Origin of the sequence: Dietzia massiliensis (assembly GCF_018390595.1) — a bacterium.
Lineage (GTDB): Bacteria > Actinomycetota > Actinomycetes > Mycobacteriales > Mycobacteriaceae > Dietzia > Dietzia massiliensis.
The window spans coordinates 1-17,408 of the sequence record NZ_JAHBAV010000061.1; the positions used below are offsets into that span (position 1 = coordinate 1).

Annotated in this window: 17 protein-coding genes; 11 read left to right on the forward strand and 6 right to left on the reverse strand. The window is 70.4% G+C overall.

Going from position 1 to position 17,408, the window contains the following annotated elements:
* Positions 1-356 precede the first annotated feature (356 nt).
* The 4 genes from KHA85_RS14015 to KHA85_RS14030 all read left to right on the forward strand — a co-directional run bounded on the left by KHA85_RS14015 (position 357) and on the right by KHA85_RS14030 (position 5,356).
* The gene (locus KHA85_RS14015; protein ID WP_213186272.1) at positions 357-1,661 is read left to right on the forward strand and encodes a hypothetical protein; all 1,305 of its coding nucleotides are present in this window, start codon (positions 357-359) and stop codon (positions 1,659-1,661) included.
* Between the two features lie 108 nt (positions 1,662-1,769).
* Complete coding sequence (locus KHA85_RS14020; RefSeq protein WP_213186273.1) at positions 1,770-2,156, forward strand: VOC family protein; 387 nt, start codon at positions 1,770-1,772, stop codon at positions 2,154-2,156.
* Between the two features lie 308 nt (positions 2,157-2,464).
* Positions 2,465-2,719, forward strand: coding sequence for a hypothetical protein (locus KHA85_RS14025; protein ID WP_108848125.1), 255 nt, complete (start codon positions 2,465-2,467; stop codon positions 2,717-2,719).
* Between the two features lie 99 nt (positions 2,720-2,818).
* Positions 2,819-5,356 (forward strand): helix-turn-helix transcriptional regulator, encoded by a 2,538-nt coding sequence (locus tag KHA85_RS14030; protein WP_213186274.1) that lies wholly within the window; start codon positions 2,819-2,821, stop codon positions 5,354-5,356.
* Between the two features lie 621 nt (positions 5,357-5,977).
* On the opposite strand, the gene KHA85_RS14035 is transcribed toward KHA85_RS14030, so the two are convergent.
* Positions 5,978-6,847 (reverse strand): NAD(P)H-binding protein, encoded by an 870-nt coding sequence (locus KHA85_RS14035; RefSeq protein WP_213186275.1) that lies wholly within the window; start codon positions 6,845-6,847, stop codon positions 5,978-5,980.
* Positions 6,848-7,071: 224 nt separating this feature from the next.
* Between KHA85_RS14035 and KHA85_RS14040 the strand changes: the two genes are divergently transcribed.
* Together KHA85_RS14040 and KHA85_RS14045 are read left to right on the forward strand one after the other, a co-directional pair.
* Positions 7,072-7,719: an antitoxin Xre/MbcA/ParS toxin-binding domain-containing protein gene (locus tag KHA85_RS14040; protein ID WP_213186276.1), complete on the forward strand. Its 648-nt coding sequence runs from the start codon at positions 7,072-7,074 to the stop codon at positions 7,717-7,719.
* 22 nt (positions 7,720-7,741) lie between these two features.
* A complete protein-coding gene (locus KHA85_RS14045; RefSeq protein WP_213186277.1) occupies positions 7,742-8,353 on the forward strand; it encodes an RES family NAD+ phosphorylase in 612 nt (203 codons plus the stop codon).
* 124 nt (positions 8,354-8,477) lie between these two features.
* Here KHA85_RS14045 and KHA85_RS14050 read toward each other — a convergent pair whose 3' ends face one another.
* Entirely contained in the window at positions 8,478-9,080 is a 603-nt protein-coding gene (locus KHA85_RS14050; RefSeq protein WP_213186278.1) for a hypothetical protein, read from the reverse strand.
* Between the two features lie 69 nt (positions 9,081-9,149).
* On the opposite strand from KHA85_RS14050, the gene KHA85_RS14055 reads away from it, so the two are divergent.
* The 3 genes from KHA85_RS14055 (at position 9,150) to KHA85_RS14065 (ending at position 13,412) form a co-directional block, all read left to right on the forward strand.
* The gene (locus KHA85_RS14055) at positions 9,150-10,313 is read left to right on the forward strand and encodes a plasmid pRiA4b ORF-3 family protein (RefSeq protein ID WP_308936962.1); all 1,164 of its coding nucleotides are present in this window, start codon (positions 9,150-9,152) and stop codon (positions 10,311-10,313) included.
* Positions 10,314-10,497: 184 nt separating this feature from the next.
* On the forward strand, positions 10,498-11,259 hold the full coding sequence (locus tag KHA85_RS14060) for an ATP-binding cassette domain-containing protein (RefSeq protein WP_213186279.1): 762 nt from the start codon (positions 10,498-10,500) through the stop codon (positions 11,257-11,259).
* The gene (locus KHA85_RS14065) at positions 11,256-13,412 is read left to right on the forward strand and encodes a YhgE/Pip family protein (RefSeq protein ID WP_213186280.1); all 2,157 of its coding nucleotides are present in this window, start codon (positions 11,256-11,258) and stop codon (positions 13,410-13,412) included. The genes KHA85_RS14060 and KHA85_RS14065 overlap by 4 nt, the downstream gene beginning before the upstream one ends.
* 5 nt (positions 13,413-13,417) lie before the next feature.
* Here KHA85_RS14065 and KHA85_RS14070 read toward each other — a convergent pair whose 3' ends face one another.
* Entirely contained in the window at positions 13,418-14,077 is a 660-nt protein-coding gene (locus KHA85_RS14070; protein WP_213186281.1) for a TetR/AcrR family transcriptional regulator, read from the reverse strand.
* 53 nt (positions 14,078-14,130) lie between these two features.
* On the opposite strand from KHA85_RS14070, the gene KHA85_RS14075 reads away from it, so the two are divergent.
* Positions 14,131-15,417 carry a cytochrome P450 gene (locus KHA85_RS14075; RefSeq protein WP_213186282.1) on the forward strand — a complete coding sequence of 429 codons (1,287 nt, stop codon included), beginning with the start codon at positions 14,131-14,133 and terminating at the stop codon, positions 15,415-15,417.
* 16 nt (positions 15,418-15,433) lie between these two features.
* Here KHA85_RS14075 and KHA85_RS18645 read toward each other — a convergent pair whose 3' ends face one another.
* Positions 15,434-15,601: an SIP domain-containing protein gene (locus tag KHA85_RS18645; protein WP_213186283.1), complete on the reverse strand. Its 168-nt coding sequence runs from the start codon at positions 15,599-15,601 to the stop codon at positions 15,434-15,436.
* A gap of 53 nt (positions 15,602-15,654) precedes the next feature.
* Positions 15,655-16,272, reverse strand: a complete 618-nt coding sequence (locus KHA85_RS14085; protein WP_213186284.1) for a response regulator transcription factor — start codon at positions 16,270-16,272, stop codon at positions 15,655-15,657.
* A 128-nt stretch (positions 16,273-16,400) separates the two neighbouring features.
* Between KHA85_RS14085 and KHA85_RS14090 the strand changes: the two genes are divergently transcribed.
* Positions 16,401-16,679: a WhiB family transcriptional regulator gene (locus KHA85_RS14090; protein ID WP_213186285.1), complete on the forward strand. Its 279-nt coding sequence runs from the start codon at positions 16,401-16,403 to the stop codon at positions 16,677-16,679.
* Between the two features lie 195 nt (positions 16,680-16,874).
* Here KHA85_RS14090 and KHA85_RS14095 read toward each other — a convergent pair whose 3' ends face one another.
* Positions 16,875-17,174 (reverse strand): hypothetical protein, encoded by a 300-nt coding sequence (locus tag KHA85_RS14095; protein WP_213186286.1) that lies wholly within the window; start codon positions 17,172-17,174, stop codon positions 16,875-16,877.
* Between the last annotated feature and the right edge of the window lie 234 nt (positions 17,175-17,408).

The following is a 17,408-nucleotide window of genomic DNA, read 5'->3' on the forward strand; positions in this document are numbered from 1 at the left end:
GGGTGGGACGAGGTGATCGTCCGTCGAGGGGTGGGCGCGTCGATAGCGTGTGGCGCACCTGATTCTTGGTCTGAGCCGAGGCTTCGTGGGGCCTCGTTGAACGCTGCTGTTTTCGGCTGGACGCCGAGTCGGCTGAACCATGCGGCTACCTTGACCCGGCGCACTCGATGAGAGGACAGCCGCGCGACTGCGTTGTCCGTTGGATTCCAGAACCCGCTCTCGGCGCTAGGGACACCGGTGGGTGATGGCAGTGCAGGTAGCGCAGTCTCTGGCACTTAGCAGACGACAGAAATCTGTGCGAGACCGGTAACTGTCGGACCCAGCGGATACTGTGTGAATTCCGACCGAGGAGATTGATGAGCGACGTAAATGGCATGATCGTGCCCGTCTGGACACTGTCCACGACCCAGGGCGCGACTATTCCCGCGATTACGGACGACGGGCCCCTCAGTGCTGAGCGACTGTCCGAACTTCGGTCCGCACTGACCGCGTTTGCATCAGCACCGTTGGTCACTCTGGAGGCGCACCCTCTCCCAGCCAAACGCGAGAGGTCGAACGGATTGCCGCTCGACGCCGTGAGTCCACTGGCGCAGGAGCTCGCACGGCTCGTAGCCCGTTCCTCAAAGGAACCGGCTGTTGCTCAAGTCGCCCAATCGAGCGAAGTGCTGTACCGAATGCACGTGCCGGCCAAAGTGGCGTCCCAGTTTGGCAAGGGGCTAATAAAGCAGATGCCGTCTAAAGCTGTGAGTGGCGGCGTCTACGGGGACTTGGTCGGCAAGACCGGGGTTGTAGCTAAGGCCAGCTTCGTGCCCGTCGAAGCGGTATCTGCGGGAGCCAAGGGAACGGCCGTCGGTGCTGCTGCCGGTACGGCGGCAACGGGGACTGCGATGACGGTGGCCGCTCCGCTCGTGCTCCTGGCCGTCGCAGTTGGCGCCAGTGCTTACGCGGACCACGAGCGCCAGAAGGCCGTCGAGAACATCACTGAACTCCTCGAGAAGCTCCACATTGATGCTCTGGAGTCCGAGCGAAGCGAGCTCGACGGCTGCCGTGACGCGATCGACAAGGCCACGACGCTGCTGTTGGACCGCGGCAGGGTCGGGGCATCGCTCGGCCTCGATTCCGCCGCTCACGCGATCAGCAAGGCAACGCAGAAGGCAGAACGCAGAGTGCGGAAGTGGGAAATCGTTCTCGACACGGTCGTCGACAATCGCATCGAATTGGCCGAACTAGAAGAAGCGATTCCGGGCGTCACCGATGACAGCGGGGAGTTCCGCGCCCATCTCGAGTTGGCTGCGCTCGCAATCGCGCTCAAGCGTCGTGTGATCATTCTGCAGGGCGTCGAGGCCGGCCAGAGCGACGAAGACAACCCCTTTGAGCACTTCGTGAAGAGTCTTCGAGACGACCAGCAGCGGGTCGCCAAGTTGGAAAGCCGGATAGAGAACGTCCTGCGGCGACTGTCGGAGCTCGAACTGCGCCCGCCGAGGCGCCGCATCGAGACAGTGATGACCCGGAAGCAAGTCGACAGTCTGCTGAAGGCATCGTACGAGCTGCGTGCGCTGGCGCCCGCGTACAGCCAGAGCTCGCCGAGCGCTGATGTGGTGATCGAGATCGAAAAGCACCGCGACGGCTCGCTCCTGGTACTCCCTGCCCGGGCGTCCTGACGTCGGGTCTCGCGCAGTCGCTCCGTGGGCCAGCCGGGTTAGCAGCTGGCTTCCTGCAACTTCGGCGGCGATCTTGAGGGGATCTCGCACCGGTCGTAGCGTGATGCCATGGCTGGCATCAGCGCGCGGCGTGTGGTCGTCGCCCTCGACTGTCCCGACGCGCGCGAGCTCGCCGAGTTCTACGCGTCGATGCTGGGCTGGCGGATACACGACGGCGAGAACCCGGACTGGGTCGACGTCCTGCCGCCAGAAGGCGAGTCGGGCGCGCTCGCGCTCGCCTGCCAGACCGTCCCCGACTTCCGCCCGCCCACCTGGCCAGACGGCCCGGTCCCCACCCAGGTGCACCTCGACTTTTACGTGAACTCGATCGCAGACGCAGAGCCATCCGTCCTCGCCGCCGGCGCGCGGCGGCACGATCACCAGCCCAGCCTCGACGGGCGCTTTGTGGTGTACCTCGACCCGGTCGGGCACCCGTTCTGCCTCTGCGAGGAGTGAGACCGCGCGGAGTGCACCGCGCGACCCGGCGGCTCGGGCAGGCCGCCCGTCCGCTCGATTGCGGGGTTCCCCGCGGAGGGCTCGCTCAGCATGTCCCGCCTCGGCGGGTGATGCGGGGCGCGGGTGGGGATGACCTTGTCGTCGTCGTCCCGCGGTGTTCTTCCCCGACGCCACACGGTGACCGCTCTCTTATCCGACGACCATCCGCGGCCGCGCGGCTCTCCGGAAACCCGTAGTGCTACGGGTACCCGGGGCCGATCGGCGCCGAGACACTGGGTCGTGGAAGCACCAGTCACCAGGAGGGCACCATGACCAGCAGAATTCGACGGGCACTGGCGGGAGGGCTACTGGCCGCGGCCACCGCCACCGGCATCGCTCTGGCGGGAGCGGGCACGGCCAACGCCTACAACTTGCCGCCCGAGCCGACCCATCAGGGGACCGAGGGGGAGCAGGCCTACTACCAGGGCGGCGGCGACCCCACCATCCACCGCTTCACCTGGACCGGCGGCGCGTGGCGTTACGACGGATGCGTCGGCGTCGGCTACTACGAACAAGTGCGGTAATCCCGCTCCCGCAGCCTGTCCTGGGGTTCACTGTCACCAAGGGGTCCGCCGCGTCGGGCCCGCGAGGACGGAGAACCCCGGGACAGGGGCAGGGGAGCGATGCAGGGCCGGACAACTGAACTCGAGTGGCTCGCCGAGCAGCTGGAGGCGGGTGGCTCGGGCCCGCCGCGGCTGACGCTCATCGAGGGCCCGCTCGGCTCCGGCAAGACGGCCCTGCTGTTCAGCGCGCTCGCCGAGCTCGACCGGCCGACGCTGTTCCTGCGCGGCGACCCCTACCCGGACACCGAGACACCCCTCGCGGCCGCGCGACAACTGGTGGAGCGGCTATTCGACCAGGACCTCGAGCGCGTCGTGGCCGACCATTCCCCGGCCGCCATCCACCGACAGTGCTGCCGGTTCCTCGAGGCGAGCCCGCGGCTGCTCATCATCGACGACGCACAGTGGATCGACCCCGCCTCCCTGCGGCTCTTCGCCGCCGTCCTCCCGCACGCCGCCGGCACCGTCCTGGCCTACCGGACCGGGATGACACCCACGTCCCTCATCGACGCCGCGCGGCGGGTGGGCGCGACCATCGAGCACCTCACCGTGGGACCGCTCGACGACGACGAGGTCGCCGCTCTCGCCACCGACCTCGATCCCCGGCAGCGCCGGACCGTCGTGGAATCCGCCGCCGGCAGTCCGCTGTTCGCCCGCACGCTGATCAGCGCATTTCGGCGGAACCCGCACGCCACCACGCTCAAGCACGTGTTGGACGAGGGTGCGGGGGCGGGCAGTGATGCGTTGAGCTCGGTGGTCGGCGCGGACCTGGCCCGGCTCGACCCGGGCGCCCGGCGCACCCTTACCGCGATCGCCGTGCTGGGCAGCGCCGATCCTCCGCAGCTGGAGGCGGTGGCCGGCGTCGCTGACGTGGGCCGGCACCTGGGCGTGTTGCGCGACTGGGGTCTCATCTCGACGTGGGCGGCTGAGCCCCTCCACCCGCTCGTGCGGTTCACCGCCTACTCGCGCGCGTCCGCCGCCGAGCGCGCCGCGCTGCACCGCGCGGCCGCCGCCCTGCCCGGCCAGGACGCGTTCGCCCGGGCCGGCCACCTGGCCTCGCTCGGGCCCGCGGCCACCGCGGAGGAGATCAGCGTGATCCTCGACGCCGCCGAGCGCGCCGCCGACTCCGACCCGCAGGTGGTGGAGCGATGGCTCGCGGGGGTCGGGGGCGCGGCGGCGGTTTCCGGTGGCGCGGCGGCGGTTTCCGGTGGCGCGGCGCCTGCGGCGGCCGGGCACCTCGGTCGGCGGTGCGATCTGGCCCGTGCGCGGGCGCAGGTGATCATGGGCGAACCGGACCGGGCGATCGAGGTGCTGCCCGCGCTGATCGACGACGCCCGGGTCGGTCCCGAGGCCCGCGTGCTCTACGCCCACGCCCTGCGGATGTCGGGTCGCCCGGCCGATGCGCACGAGGTCCTCACCGCCCGCGGCGCGGTGCCCCGGCCCGAACTGCTGCTCGAGCTCACCGCCACCAACCCGCAGCTCGACCGGTCCATACCGGCGGACGCCATGCTCAACGACCTGCTCGACGGCCCCGAGCCGTTCGCCTCCGCCGCGCGTGCGTTCCGGGCGGTGGGGCTGCTCAACAGCGGGGAGGTCGCGGTGGCCCGGACGGAGTTCGCGGGCGCGGCGAGGGTGCTGCTCGACGCCCCGGCCGAGGATCTGCGGGACATCCTCGATGCGGTGACGGCCGCCGGCTGGTCGGAGTACATGCTCGACGACTTCCGCCTGGCCGTGGAGCTGGCCGAGCGGGGACTGCGGGTGGCGCGCCGGTTTGGGCGGGCCGCGCCGCAGCCCGGGCTCGGCTGCGTGCTGGCGTATGCGCTCATCCAGGTGGGGCGTCTGGAGGACGCCGATGCTGCCGCCGACGAGGCGATCGCCGCCGCCGAGAGGTTCTGCGTGCCGGACATGGTGGCGATGGCGCGCAACGGCCAGGTGCTGTCGGCGTTCTGGCACCGGGATCCCGATCTCGCGCGGGCTCGCGTGCAGGCGCTGCGGGACGCGCCGCGTCCGGTGGTGCCGTGGTGGCGGCGCACTGTCGAGTCGACGCTCGCCCGCACGGCCGCCATGCTCGGCGAGCCGGTGCCGCACGTCATGGTCCGCGAGCCCGCCGACGCGATGACCCCAATGCGCTTCGCCGACGCCGCGACGGTGGCGATGTTCACCGGAGATCCCGCCGGCGCCCGTCGGCTCCTCGAGGAGGGGCGCGAGCTCGGCCGCCGGTACGGTCTGGACAGTCAGGTGGCGTTCCTCGGCGTGCTGCTCGCCGGGCTGATCAACGGCGACGAGCCGGAGCGGGCCGAGGTCTTGTGGTCCGACGCGGTTGCTGTCTACGAGCGGCTCGGGATGCCCGTCCATCTGCAGATGGCGGCCGAGCAGTTGGCCGAGTTCCGGGCCCGGTGCGCCGATTCCGCGCTTGCCCCGCTCACCGCGCGCGAGCGGGAGATCGCCGGACACCTGGCCGACGGCGCGACCAATCAGCAGATCGCCGACCACTTGGTGCTGAGCCGCCGCACGGTGGAGGAGCACGTCTCCAACATCCTGCGCAAGCTCGGCGTGCGCTCGCGTCACCGGGTGGCGGCGGCACTTGGCCGGGTCGGGTGAGCGGCGGGGCGGCGGCCGGCAGGGCGGCGGCCGGCGGGGCGGGCGCCGTTCGGCAAACTGCACTGTTCCGTTGGGTGCGGAGTCCGCCTATTACCTGAACGCCCTCCCGAAGACCGCAGCCGACCGCGTCCGCTGCCCCGTTCGTCTCGCCGGCCCGGGTGGGCCGAACCGGCATCGCCTCGCTACGGCATCTTGGAGGCACCACTGCGATGTACGAGCCACTTTTTCGCAATGGCGCCACCTAAATCCTGCACGCGAATCTGAACCCGCGGCCCGCGGCCCGCGGCCCGCGATCCGCGGGTGGACGCGCGCGCCTGCTCAACTCGGCTGACCTGGGGTGCCCTGGAACCCCCATCCAGGGCGCCGCAGGTCAGAGGGGTCTGTGCGGGCGACCGAGCAGGGGCATGAGGGGCACGGCGGAACTCCTCCTTCAGCGTGGAGAGAGCGCCGCGCCGGCAGCGAGGGCAGCCCTCGGAGGGTGCCTCCGCTCCAGCACTGGATGACGCGGCCGGACCCGCGGATCCGGGGACTGCGGGTCGGTCGGGGGTGGTGGGGCTCGTCGTCGTCGCACCTTTCCACGTGTGGCCCGCCGCGGCGAGCGAGCGAGGCGGTGGGCGGTGACTACACGATCGGGGCGAGCTCCTCGCGGGCCCAGCTGCGCAGGCGGGTCGGTGTGGTGGTGACGATCGAGCGGGCCTGCTCGGGTACGAAGTCGTCGCGCAGGCCGGTCGACATGCCGAGGAGTGCGTCCGCCCAGGCCGGCGGCATGCCCGCGCCGAGGTACTGGTCGCGCATCTGCTCGTCGGTGATGCGCTCGGCGCGGACCTCGCGACCCAGCTCCTCCGTGAGGATCCTCGCGACCTGGGCCCACGACAGGTCCTCGGGGCCGTGGACGGCCTGCACGCGCCGCCCGCGCCAGTCGGTGTTGAGCAGGGTGAGCGCCGCGACCTCCGCGATGTCCCGCGGGGCGACCCAGCTCATGGGCGCGTCGAGGGGCAGCACCGTCTGGAGCCGGCCGGCCCGCAGCGACTCCACCTCGAACAGCAGGTTGGTGAAGAAGTAGCCGCAGCGCAGGTGCGTGACGGCCGCGTTGGACTGGTCGAGGGCGATCTCCGTGGCCGCGAGGCCGTCGATCTCGCCCGCGCCGTGGCGCTTCTCCGCCCCGACGCTGCTCTGGAAGACGACCCGGCCGATCCCGTTCGCCTCGATCGCGGCGACGATGGACTCGGTCCCGCGGCGGTAGTCGCCCAGCGGGTCAGGGGACTCGGCGGGCGGGTCGACCCAGTAGACGGCGTCGACGTCGGTTGTGGCGGCGATGACCTGGTCGGGGTCGCGGGAGTCGGCCCGCCTCGGCTCGGCGTGCTCGGCGACGTCGGCGGGGATCTGGTCCGGGTGGCGGGTGAGCAGGACCGGCCTGACCCCGGCGCGGATGAGCATCCGCGTCAGGTGGCGGCCCACGTTGCCCTGGGGGGTCGTGACGGCGATCTTCATGGGGTCCCTTCTGCCGGGCGCGTTCTCTTGCGCGGGTTGGCGCGTGCAGGTTGCTCCGTGGGGTTTCCACGCTAGGGGTGGAAGCGGTCGGATTCGGTCCGGATTGTGGGCAGTTGTGGGCTTTCGTCGCCCTCGAAGAGGTACCTGGAACTGCGGTCTCCGAGAAGTCCCGCTCGCGGCCATCTGCGGGTAAACTTCCATTTCGCTGGAAGAAGGACGGAATGATGGCAGCAACGCTAGAAGGCGCGGATGACACCGCCCGGTCAGCGGCCGAGACGCTTGCGGCCACGATCGAGGCAGGGGTCTCGGAGGATCGGCGTCAGACCGACGAGTTCATCACCGAGCTCACCGATTTCGCGTTGGAACTGCTCCACTCGTGGCCGTCTACAGCGCCGAGAGTGCACATCGACGGTTTGTTGTCCCTACTCATCCGTGCGCGGACTGCACATGAACAAGACGACGCCGACGACCTGCTCGTCGCCCTCGTCGGGATGCGGACTGTCCTGTCGCGGATACAGCGTCAGAAGCGCCTCGCCCGGATCGAAGATCCGCAAGAAGCGCTCGCGCTCCTCGACACCTCTCTGGATGGGTGGAGTGCTGACGACATCGCGCGGGTTGTAGGAGCACAGTCGCGGGTCCTGACCAACTGGCGGGCCGGAGCGGTGCCGCGTAGAGCCGCGCTCGAGCGGTTGCAGATGGTGGCCGAGCTCGTGGTGGAGTTGCGGACGGCCATGACGGCTCGCGGGGTCCGAATGTGGTTCGACAACCCGGTGCCGCAGCTCGACGGACGGTCACCGCTCGAGGTGCTCGAGGAGGGCGACCTCCGGGCGCAGGCAGAGCTTCTGGAATTCGCCCGCGGTGGCCTCCGATAGGAAGGCGCCCCCGCGGATACGCGTGGAGCGGGCCGCGTTTCGCCAGGTGGGACACGCACAGCCACCGCTCTGGCACGACGCCGGCCTCGGCGGCAGGCCCGTGCAGTCGAATGGTCGCTGGCATCGAAAGGGCGAGGGTTACGCCCAGTACCTGGCGTTGTCGCCCGCGGGTGCGTGGGCGGAGCTGGTCCGCTACTTCTCCCTGCGGACTCCGGAGGCGGTAGCCGAACAGCGGCGATCCCTGTGGCAGGCGTACGTGGTTCTGGACGACGTAGCCGACCTGACGACGTTCGATGACTGGACGGCGTGCGGTCTGGACCCCGAGGTGGCGGTAGACGATGACCACGCCGAGTGTCAGAAGCTGGCGGCATGGCTGCAGGGTGAGGGCTACCGTGGGGTGCTCGCGCCGTCAGCGGCACTACCCGGCAGCGTCAATCTCACCGTGTTCGGGGGCCGCTATGAGCAGCTGGCCGCTGATGACCCGAGCGCCGTGCGAGGACGTGATCCTGACCGATGGCTGCGCGTGGCGCTGGCGGCGGAGGGGGCCCACCCTCCGAAAGAGCTGGTGACACGGACCCGGTACCGAGGCCAACCGCATGGCGGATACGAAGACTGGGCAGCTGGCACGGGGTAACTGTGCGGGGACGGGTGTGACCACTCGCGGGCCGGAGGGGGGCGCAGCGGCGGCGTCGTCGCAGCAGGACCCGCTCCAGCCGGCGGGAGCGGGCCCGACCGGGCAGTGGAGGCGCTCGTCGTCGTCATCCCTTTCGCGCCGGCAGGTGCTGAACCTCGACGGACAGCGGGCGCCACGAGATTCCCGGGATCGAGTGCAGGGGAGCGAACGGGTCGGCAGCGTGCTGCCAGGCGACCGCCAGGCTGTCCGCGATGAGGTCGGCGTCGGCGGGGTGGGCGCGCGTGGCGAGGCGCCGCGGGAGTTGGACGTCGGTGAGCTTGACGGTGACCGTCCACGTGAACGTGCCCCGGTCGGCGGCCTCGGGCGTCACCGCGCTGGCGACCTCGAGAACGGTGAGCGCGCCGCCCTCGAGCAGCTCCTCCAGCCCATCTGTGGGCCAGAGCAGCCAGGGCAGCTGTTCCAACGGCGGAAGGGCAGGATCGGGTCCGGCCTCCTCGCTCGCCGGGTCCTCGATCACGTCACCGGAGAACGCGTCGACTACCACGGTGTCCTCCAGGTACCGCGTGAGGGCCGCTGTCACCGCCGCCGCGTCGTCGAGGGACACCGCCGCCGTGACAGTGCGGGACCACGTCTCGCGGTTCCTCCCGCGTCGGGTCCGCATAGGCGACGGCCGCGGCTCGGGCTCGAGTTCGGGGAGGTCGAAGAGGCCGGGCTCGACGTTGTCCATGGCGGGTGAGCCTACTTCTCCGGCCCGGGATGCCCCAGTACGGCGCTCGAGTCTCGTATCGTCGATGAGGTGACGCCCTCGACAGATCGCCCGTACGATTTCGGCGACATCCCTGGAGACGAACTGCTGCGGGCAGTCGTCGACACGATGGCCCGCGCCGGGGTCTCGCCGGAGCAACTAGTGGACTCGCTCACCGGTGGAGGGGACCCGCAGTCGACCTTCGGCGCGGGCGCGGTTCCCCAGTCGCCGTGGGAACGCCCGGCCGTCAACCGCCGCCACCCGAGGCGCGAGACACCGGTGACGTACCGCGTCAAAGTCGAGTTGCTGGACTCGTCCCCGCCCATCTGGCGGCGCCTGGACCTGCGTAGCGACCTCATGCTGCCGCGCCTGCACCTGATCCTGCAGGAGGCCATGGGCTGGACGAACAGCCACCTGCACGAGTTCATCCATTCGTCGTCGCGCCAGGACCGCGACGCCGAGCACTTCGGCTCCATGGACTACCCCGACGCCGGCGAGATGGGCGAGCTCGACGAGGCCGACGTGCGACTAGACGAGCTGGCCCACAGCGTGGGCGACAAGTTCCTGTACTGGTACGACTTCGGTGACAGTTGGTGGCACCGCGTCACCGTGGAGAAGGTCCTGGAACATGACGACGACGAGATCCCGGATGCCACCGTGGTGGCCGGTCGCCGGGCATGCCCACCGGAGGACTGCGGGGGGATCTGGTCCTACAACGAGTGGATAGCCGGGGATGCCGACCCGGACGGCTGGGACCCGCACACACTCGAGTTCTGGGCGGGGTGGGACGCGAAAGCGTTCGACCTCGACGATGCCCAACAGCGAGTGGCCCGGGTCGCGGAGATGCCCGCCACCCTCCGGGAAATCCAACTGGAGGAGGCCGAGAAGCTGCAGATCCTGCTCGAGCGGATCGGGGACGGCGTCACACTCACCGCGGCCGGGTACCTGCCGCCGGCGATGGTCGAGCAACTGATGGTCGACACCGGCTGGCACCGCCAGTGGATCGGGAAGAACAACCGCGAGGACCTCACGTTCCCGATCTGGCAGCTGCGGGACTGGGCCCGGGCGCTGGGGCTGGTGCGCAAGTACAAGGGCGAGCTACGGCCGACTCGCCGGGGCGCGGCGCTGATGAACGACCGCGAGGCTCTCGCCGACCTCGTCGCCCGCAGCATCCCGCACGACCGGCTCTACGGCACACCGCTCGACTGGTTCTGATGTGCCGGGACGCGATCCGCCCGTATGGGGGGCGTGGCCGGCTGCTATGCGGTGGGATCGGCAGCGGCGTATAAAGTGGAGTCTAGTCCGCTTTGGGGATCGTCGCGCACGCAATTATGCGCGCGGCCGCGGCCACCGGTCGCTCCCATTAACAATGAAGACCTCACCCACCCGGGACGTCACCATGACCACTGCACGCGAGAACCCCGAGCCCGACGACGCCGAGGCCCTCGACAACGCTGAGCCCCTCGACAACGCTGAGCCACCTGAAGTCCCGGAACCAGCGGTGCACGCTCGCGGCCTCGGGATGGTGGGCGACCACGGCCGGGTCTTCGGCCCCCTGGATCTGGATATCGACCGCGGTGGAATCACCGTCCTGCGCGGCCACCCCGGCAACGGCCGCACATGCCTCCTGCTCACCCTGGCCGGTCGAATGGCACCCACCGAGGGGCGGCTCGAGGTGCTCGGTCACACCGGCAGTCGCGAGATTTTCACCCGGTCGGCGATCGCCGGATTCTCGGGTATCGACGAGCTGGACCCGGCGGTCACGGTCCGCACGGTCGTGGCGGAGCAGCGCGCGTGGATGAGCCCGTGGTGGCGCCCGCGTGGCCGCACCGGCCCAGACCAACTCGAGGAGCTCCTCGGCCCGGTGTACGGGGACCTCCGCCTGCCCGGGCTGCGCACCTACGTAGGAGACCTCACCGAACTGGATCGCCTGCTGCTGCGCATAGCGCTGGCCCGCTACGAGGGCACGCCGATACTGGTGGTGGACGACATCGAACAGGTCCGCGTCCCCGCGGAACGCGCACGAGCGCTGCAACGCCTGGCCGAGATCGCCGACGCCGACCAGAGCACCGTCATCCTGTCCTCCGTGGACTCCCTGCCCGCGGGTTCGCCCGAGCACCACCTGGTCACCGTCCCCGCCACCAAGGAAGGCCTCGCATGATCTCCGGACTGTCCATCGGCAGTGAGCTCAAACGCTTCGGCCGCGGACGGCTACCGCGCGTGGCGATAGTCGTGCTGGTGCTCATGCCCCTGCTCTACAGCGCCCTGTACCTCGCCGCCTTCTGGGACCCGTTCGGCCGGACCTCCCAGTTGCCGGTCGCGTTGGTCAACGACGACACCGGGACGCAGGTCGACGGCGAACCACTACGCGCCGGCGACCAGGTGGTGGACGAACTCCTGCAGAACGACCAGCTCGACTGGCGACTGGTCGACGCCGCCGAGGCCGAAGCCGGACTGTCCGATCACCACTACAACTTCGTGGTTCGGCTGACCCCGGAGTTCAGCGAATCCGTCGCCTCACCCACCGGGGACGACCCGCGCCAGGCCGCGATCACCGTCACCTACGACCAATCCGGCAACTACCTGTCCAGCCTCATCGGACGAAGCGCCACAGCCGAACTGCACAACGCGGTGGGCTCGGCCATCTCAGCGCAGGCCGTCGACAAAGTCCTCGTGGGTGTGCAGGATGCCGGCGCCGGGCTGCGCGAGGCCGCCGACGGTGCCGCGCAGCTCGACGACGGCGCGGGCACACTCGACGACGGCATCACCGAGCTGAGCGAAAAGTCCGCTGAACTCGACGCCGGCGCCCGCACCCTCGACCAGGGCGCCGCCACGCTCGCGGAAGGCAACCACCAGCTGGCCACCAAGATCCACGAGGCCCGCTCCGGGGTCGACCAGTTGGCCGGCGGGATCGGTACTGCCGCCGACGGCGCGACGCAGCTCAACGAGGGCGTCCAGCGCCTCGACGGCGGAGTGCAGCGGCTCGGGAACGGGGCCGCGCAGGTCAGCGGCGGAGTCGACCAGCTCGCCGGTGTCCTGGATCAGCTCTCGCAGGCACAGAACGCCGCGATCGCCCCGCTGCGGCAGGCCGCCGCGCAGATGAGGCAGGTCGAGGCCACCACCGGCCTGGCCACCGGTCCGGGGTCCGCGGGATCGGGGAGCTCCGCCGGATCGGCCGGGGTACCGGTCTCCGTGCAGTTGGAGACCCTGGCCGACCAACTCGAATCGCAGGGCCTCGGCGCCGGCTCGTCGCAGCTGTCGGACCTGCACCGGCTGCGCGACGGCGCCCGCGAGTTGTCGTCGGCACTCAACGATCCCTCCGGCGAGTTCCTCACCGGGATCAACGCCCTCGGCGCCGGCGCGGCGCAGCTCGACAACGGACTCCAGCGACTCGACACGGGCGCCACCACCCTCGTCGACGGCGTGCGCCAGCTCGACGACGGCGCCGCACGCTTGGACGAGGGCGCGGCCACCCTGGCCGAGGGCACCGGCGACCTCACCGACGGCACCGGCCGCCTCGTCGACGGCACCAGCCGGCTCGCCGACGGCTCACACACCCTCAAAGATGGCACCGGCCGCTTGTCGAGCGAACTGGCCGCCGGCGCCGACCAGGTCCCGCAGTGGAGTGACCAGCACCGCGAGGACATGGCGCGCACGATCGGCGACCCGATCACACTCACGTCGATATATGACAACCCGGCGGAGACGTTCGGCTACGGGTTCGCCCCGTTCTTCGTGCCGCTGGCACTGTTCGTGGGCGGGATCATGATCTGGCTGCTGCTCACGCCACTCCAGCCGCGCGCCGTGGCCACCCGGCTGCACCCGCTGCGGGTCGTGATGGCCTCGCTACAGCCGGCGCTGCTGTTGGCGCTGGGGCAGGCGGTGGTGATTCTGCTGGTACTGCGCTTCGGGCTGGGCTTGGCGCCGGTTCACCCGATGGGCGCACTGGCCATCATGGCGCTGTCGGCGGTGGCATTCATCTCACTCATCCAGATGCTCAACGTGGTGTTCGGCCCGTCGGTCGGCAGAGTGCTGTCCATGGCACTGCTGATGCTGCAGCTGACCTCGGCGGACGGCATCTATCCGACCGCGGTCGAGCCCGCGTTCTTCCGCTGGATCCACCCGTTCAACCCCATGACCTACACCGTGCAGGGGCTACGGCAGACCATCATGGGTGGGAGCCCCTCGCAGATGTGGATTCCGGTGTTGGTTCTGACGTTGGTGACGGTGGGCGCGATCGGCATCAGTACATGGGCGGCGCATCGCAATCGTGTGTGGACGCTGGAGCGGTTGCACCCGCCGGTGGCCGTGTAGCGCGGTCACGCCGGGTGCGGGCGGTCCAGTCCCGCGGCGAGCCACCCGACGAGGTCGGCCACGTAGACGGGGTGCGCCGGCGGGGAGTCCGGCGGGTCGCCGGCACGGGCTGCGAGCTCGGCGGTGAGCATCACGATCAGCTGCCGCACCCGGTGCCGCGCGAGGTCCGCCCCGCCCCGCTGCGCCGCAGCCGTCACCAGCATCGTCAGCTGGTCCTGCAACGCGGTGTTCGCCACCGGCCCGGCGGTGACCGTCCGGTCCACTTCCGCGGACGCGGCGAGCTGCCCGATCACGCGGAGCGTCCAGCGGCCCTCGTCGTCGTCGACCAAAGCCGCCAACGGTGAGACCACCCCCCGCACGATCTCCACCAGATCGGGCGGCGCCTCCGCCCATCGCCGCAGGTCCGCGCGGCGCTCGGCCTCCATGCGCGCCACCCCGCGGCGCAGGATCTCCACCAGCAGCCCGGTGCGCCCGCCGAAGTGGTAGTTGATCGCCGAGTCGTTGCCCTGCCCCGCGTCGGCCACGATGTCGCGGACCCGCGCCGTGCGCCACCCGTCGAGCGCGAAGCGGCGCAGCCCCGCGGCGTAGAGGGCGTCGCGGGTGCCGGCCGAGCGGGGGCTGCGTGTGTGGGGACTGCGTGCGCGGGGGCTGGGCGTGTGGGGCACGCGCTGAGTGTAAAGCCCTTCCGAATTGTTAACAGCGGGTGTTAAATAGGCGCATGAGCCACCGCGCCACCGACCGGCCCGCCACCGCCCCGTCCGTCACCTCCACCGCCGCGCCCGCGTTCGACCCGTTCGACCGCGCCCACCTGGCCGACCCCTATCCCGGGTACCGGCTGCTGCGCGACACCGACCCCGTGCACCACCACCGCGGCGACGGCACCGCCGCCCACCCGGACTTCTGGGCACTGTCGCGCTACGCCGACGTCGACGCCGCCGTGTGCGATCCGGCCACCTTCTCCTCCGCCAGCGGCCTGACGTTCTACCGCGACGAGATCGACAGGCTCGGGCTGGCGCCGACCATCGTCATGATGGACCCGCCCGAACACACCACCAAGCGGCGACTGCTCGCCACGGCGTTCTCGCCGCGGCGGGTGGCCCGCACCGAGCCCGCCATCCGCGGCTTCGTCCGGGAGCGCCTGGCCGAGATGGCGCGGAGGTACGACGACGGCGAGGTGGTCGACCTGCACCGCGACTTCAGTGCGCAGATCCCCACGTTCGTGCTGGCGCGGCTGTTCGACCTGCCCGCCGCGGACACGCCCCGGTTCGGCCCGTGGGTCAGCGCGCTCACCACCCTGCAGGAGGAGGGGTTCCGCCCGGCAGGTCTCGAGGGCGAGGCCGTGGCGGCGGTCGCGGAGATGTTCGCCTACTTCGGCGAGCTCATCACCGAACGTCGCGCGGCACCGGGCGACGACCTCATCTCCGCACTGGTGACCGCCGAGATCGACGGCGAGCGCCTCGACGACTGGGACATCCTCGGCTTCTGCTTTGTGATCGTGGCCGGCGGCAACGACACCACCGGCAACCTCATCTCCCACACCGTCGCGCTGCTCGACCGGCACCCGCGGCAGCGGGAGATGATCGTGGCCGACCCCGCGCTGATCCCCGGCGCCCTCGCCGAGTGCCTGCGCTACGAGTCGAGCGTGCAGGCGCTCGCGCGGACCACCACGCGCGAGGTCGCGGTGGGCGGCGTGACCATCCCGGCGGGGGAGAAGGTGATGATGCTCTACGGCTCCGCCAACCGGGACGAGCGCGAGTTCGGGCCCACCGCCGGGCAGCTCGACATCCGCCGCGAGGGCGCCGGGCATCTGGCCTTCGCGCGCGGGCCGCACTTCTGCATCGGCTCGCACTTCGCCCGGCTGCAGGCGCGGATCGCGGTGGAGGAGCTCTACGCCGCCCATCCGCACGCCGGGGTGGACGCCGAGGCGGCCGTGCGCGCACTCTCGCCGTTCACCCGCGGATTCGTCTCACTACCCGCGACGGGGCTGGGAAGCCGGCCCGTCTGAGGCGGAACCATCCGGCCTAGAGAGGTCCGCCGAGGCGCCAGTAACCGGTGAACTGGACGCGGTCAGAGTCCTGGCCGCGGTCGAGCAGGTGACGACGTACGGCCGCGACCATGCCCGCTTCACCTGCCACCCACGCGAAGCCGAAGGGAACGGCTGCCCCGGTCAGGCCCAGAGCTGACCGCATCGCCTCCGCTGAACGGACCTCGGCTGACCCGCCGCAGAACGTCGTGCCGCGGCCTACCGGTCGGGCTTGAGGCCGTTCTCGATGCCCCACGCGACCGCCTGCGCGCGCGTGGCCACGTCCATCTTCCGGTACGCCGAGCGCACGTAAGTTTTCACCGTGTTGAGCGAGAGGTAGCACTGCTCGGCGATCTGCTCGTTGGACAGCCCCTGCACGATCAGGCTGACCACCTCGGCTTCTCGGTGTGAGAGGCCGGCCTCCTTGGCGGGCCACTTGTCGGGACCCATGATCGGCAGGCCCGCTCCCGTCAGGGTGACGCGCTCGCCGGCGGCGATCTGCTCGATGCCACTCACCAGCTCGGGAGCGGTCAGGGACTTGGACAGGAACCCGTGGGCGCCCGCGTCGAGGCTGTCGCGCACCGCGGCCGGGTCCGAGGTGAACGAGTAGACGGCGACCGCCGCGATGGTCGGATCCTGCAGAAGGTTCTCGAGGCGGTCGTCCTTGCCCAGGGACGAGGCGAAGGAGTCGTATAGGGCCACGTCCACGGTGGCCGATCCGCTGGAGACCAGGTCCTTCTCCACCATCTCGATCCGGTCGGAGTAGGGGGCGAGAAAGGCGTTGACGCCGGCGACGACGACGAGGTAGTCATTGACCACTGTGACCTTGATCGGCATCCGCAGATCCTAGCAACGGGCTCTGAACGGCCACGCCCTGCTGATACACCCCTAGGGGTGAAGCGCGCCCGGGTGGACCCGGGAGACAATTCGACGTTGATCTTCCGCCATCCGCGACAGGAGCACGAGTGCCACGGTTCAGGAATCTGAAACCCACATCGGAGTTCTGGGCCTGGAGGGACGACGGAGCGTGCGTCGGCGACCCCGATCTCTTCTACAGTGCCGAGGACGAGCCGAAGGGCGTGCGTCGTCGCAAGGAGAAGGCGGCCAAGGAGATCTGCGCCCGCTGCTCGGTCCTCGAAACGTGCCGCAAGTTCGCGATCGAGGCGGGCGAGCTCTACGGCGTCTGGGGCGGGATGACCGAACTCGACCGGCACAAGCTGGCCGGGCGGCAGCGGACCGGCTGAGACTCCCGCCCCCGCCCCCAGTGGAGTGACCGTCGCGCGCTACGGCGGCATGCGCCTGAAAAGCCACCAGAGGATCGCGTCCCGCCGAGTGGCGTCCCGCCGAGTGGTCGAAAATGCGCACTTCCGCCACCGCTAACCTGGGCGAACGTGAGAAGGTGTGACCGCGCGATGAGGGGAGGGCGCTGCTGCGCCCGCTTATGACGGCGAATGCCCGTAGAGCCACCAGAGGATCGCGTCGGTGGTCCACTCGCTGATGGGCTCTTCTCCCGTGGAGCCGTCGCCCCACCGTGGCAGGTCCACCCAGATGCGCAGCGGCGGACCACCGATCACCGGGACGTCGACGTGCGCGAGTGGGCGCATCGTCGCAGTGAGCACCTCCCTCTCCTTGGTCCAGCAGTTGAGTGTCGGCACGAAGCCCGTCAGGCAGATCACCTCGTCTCGGGGATCGACCGGGGTCAGGATCCGGGTGCCGGGGACGGCCGCGTTCCAGAACACCGGATACCGAGAGCAGTCGACGCGGCGGCGATGATGACCGCGAGGCTGAACCTTCGCCGCGCACGGGTAGTCAAGAGCACGGCGGAACTCCTCGGTCAGCAGGGTGAACCCGTCACGCTAGCCGCGCGGCAGTCCCCGTGGGGTCCCCGTACCGGCGTGGCCCGACCCGGCCGGTCCTGCCGATCCCGGTGCCCGTGGGGCGGTCGAGCAGGGGTGGCGCTCGTCGTCGTCGTC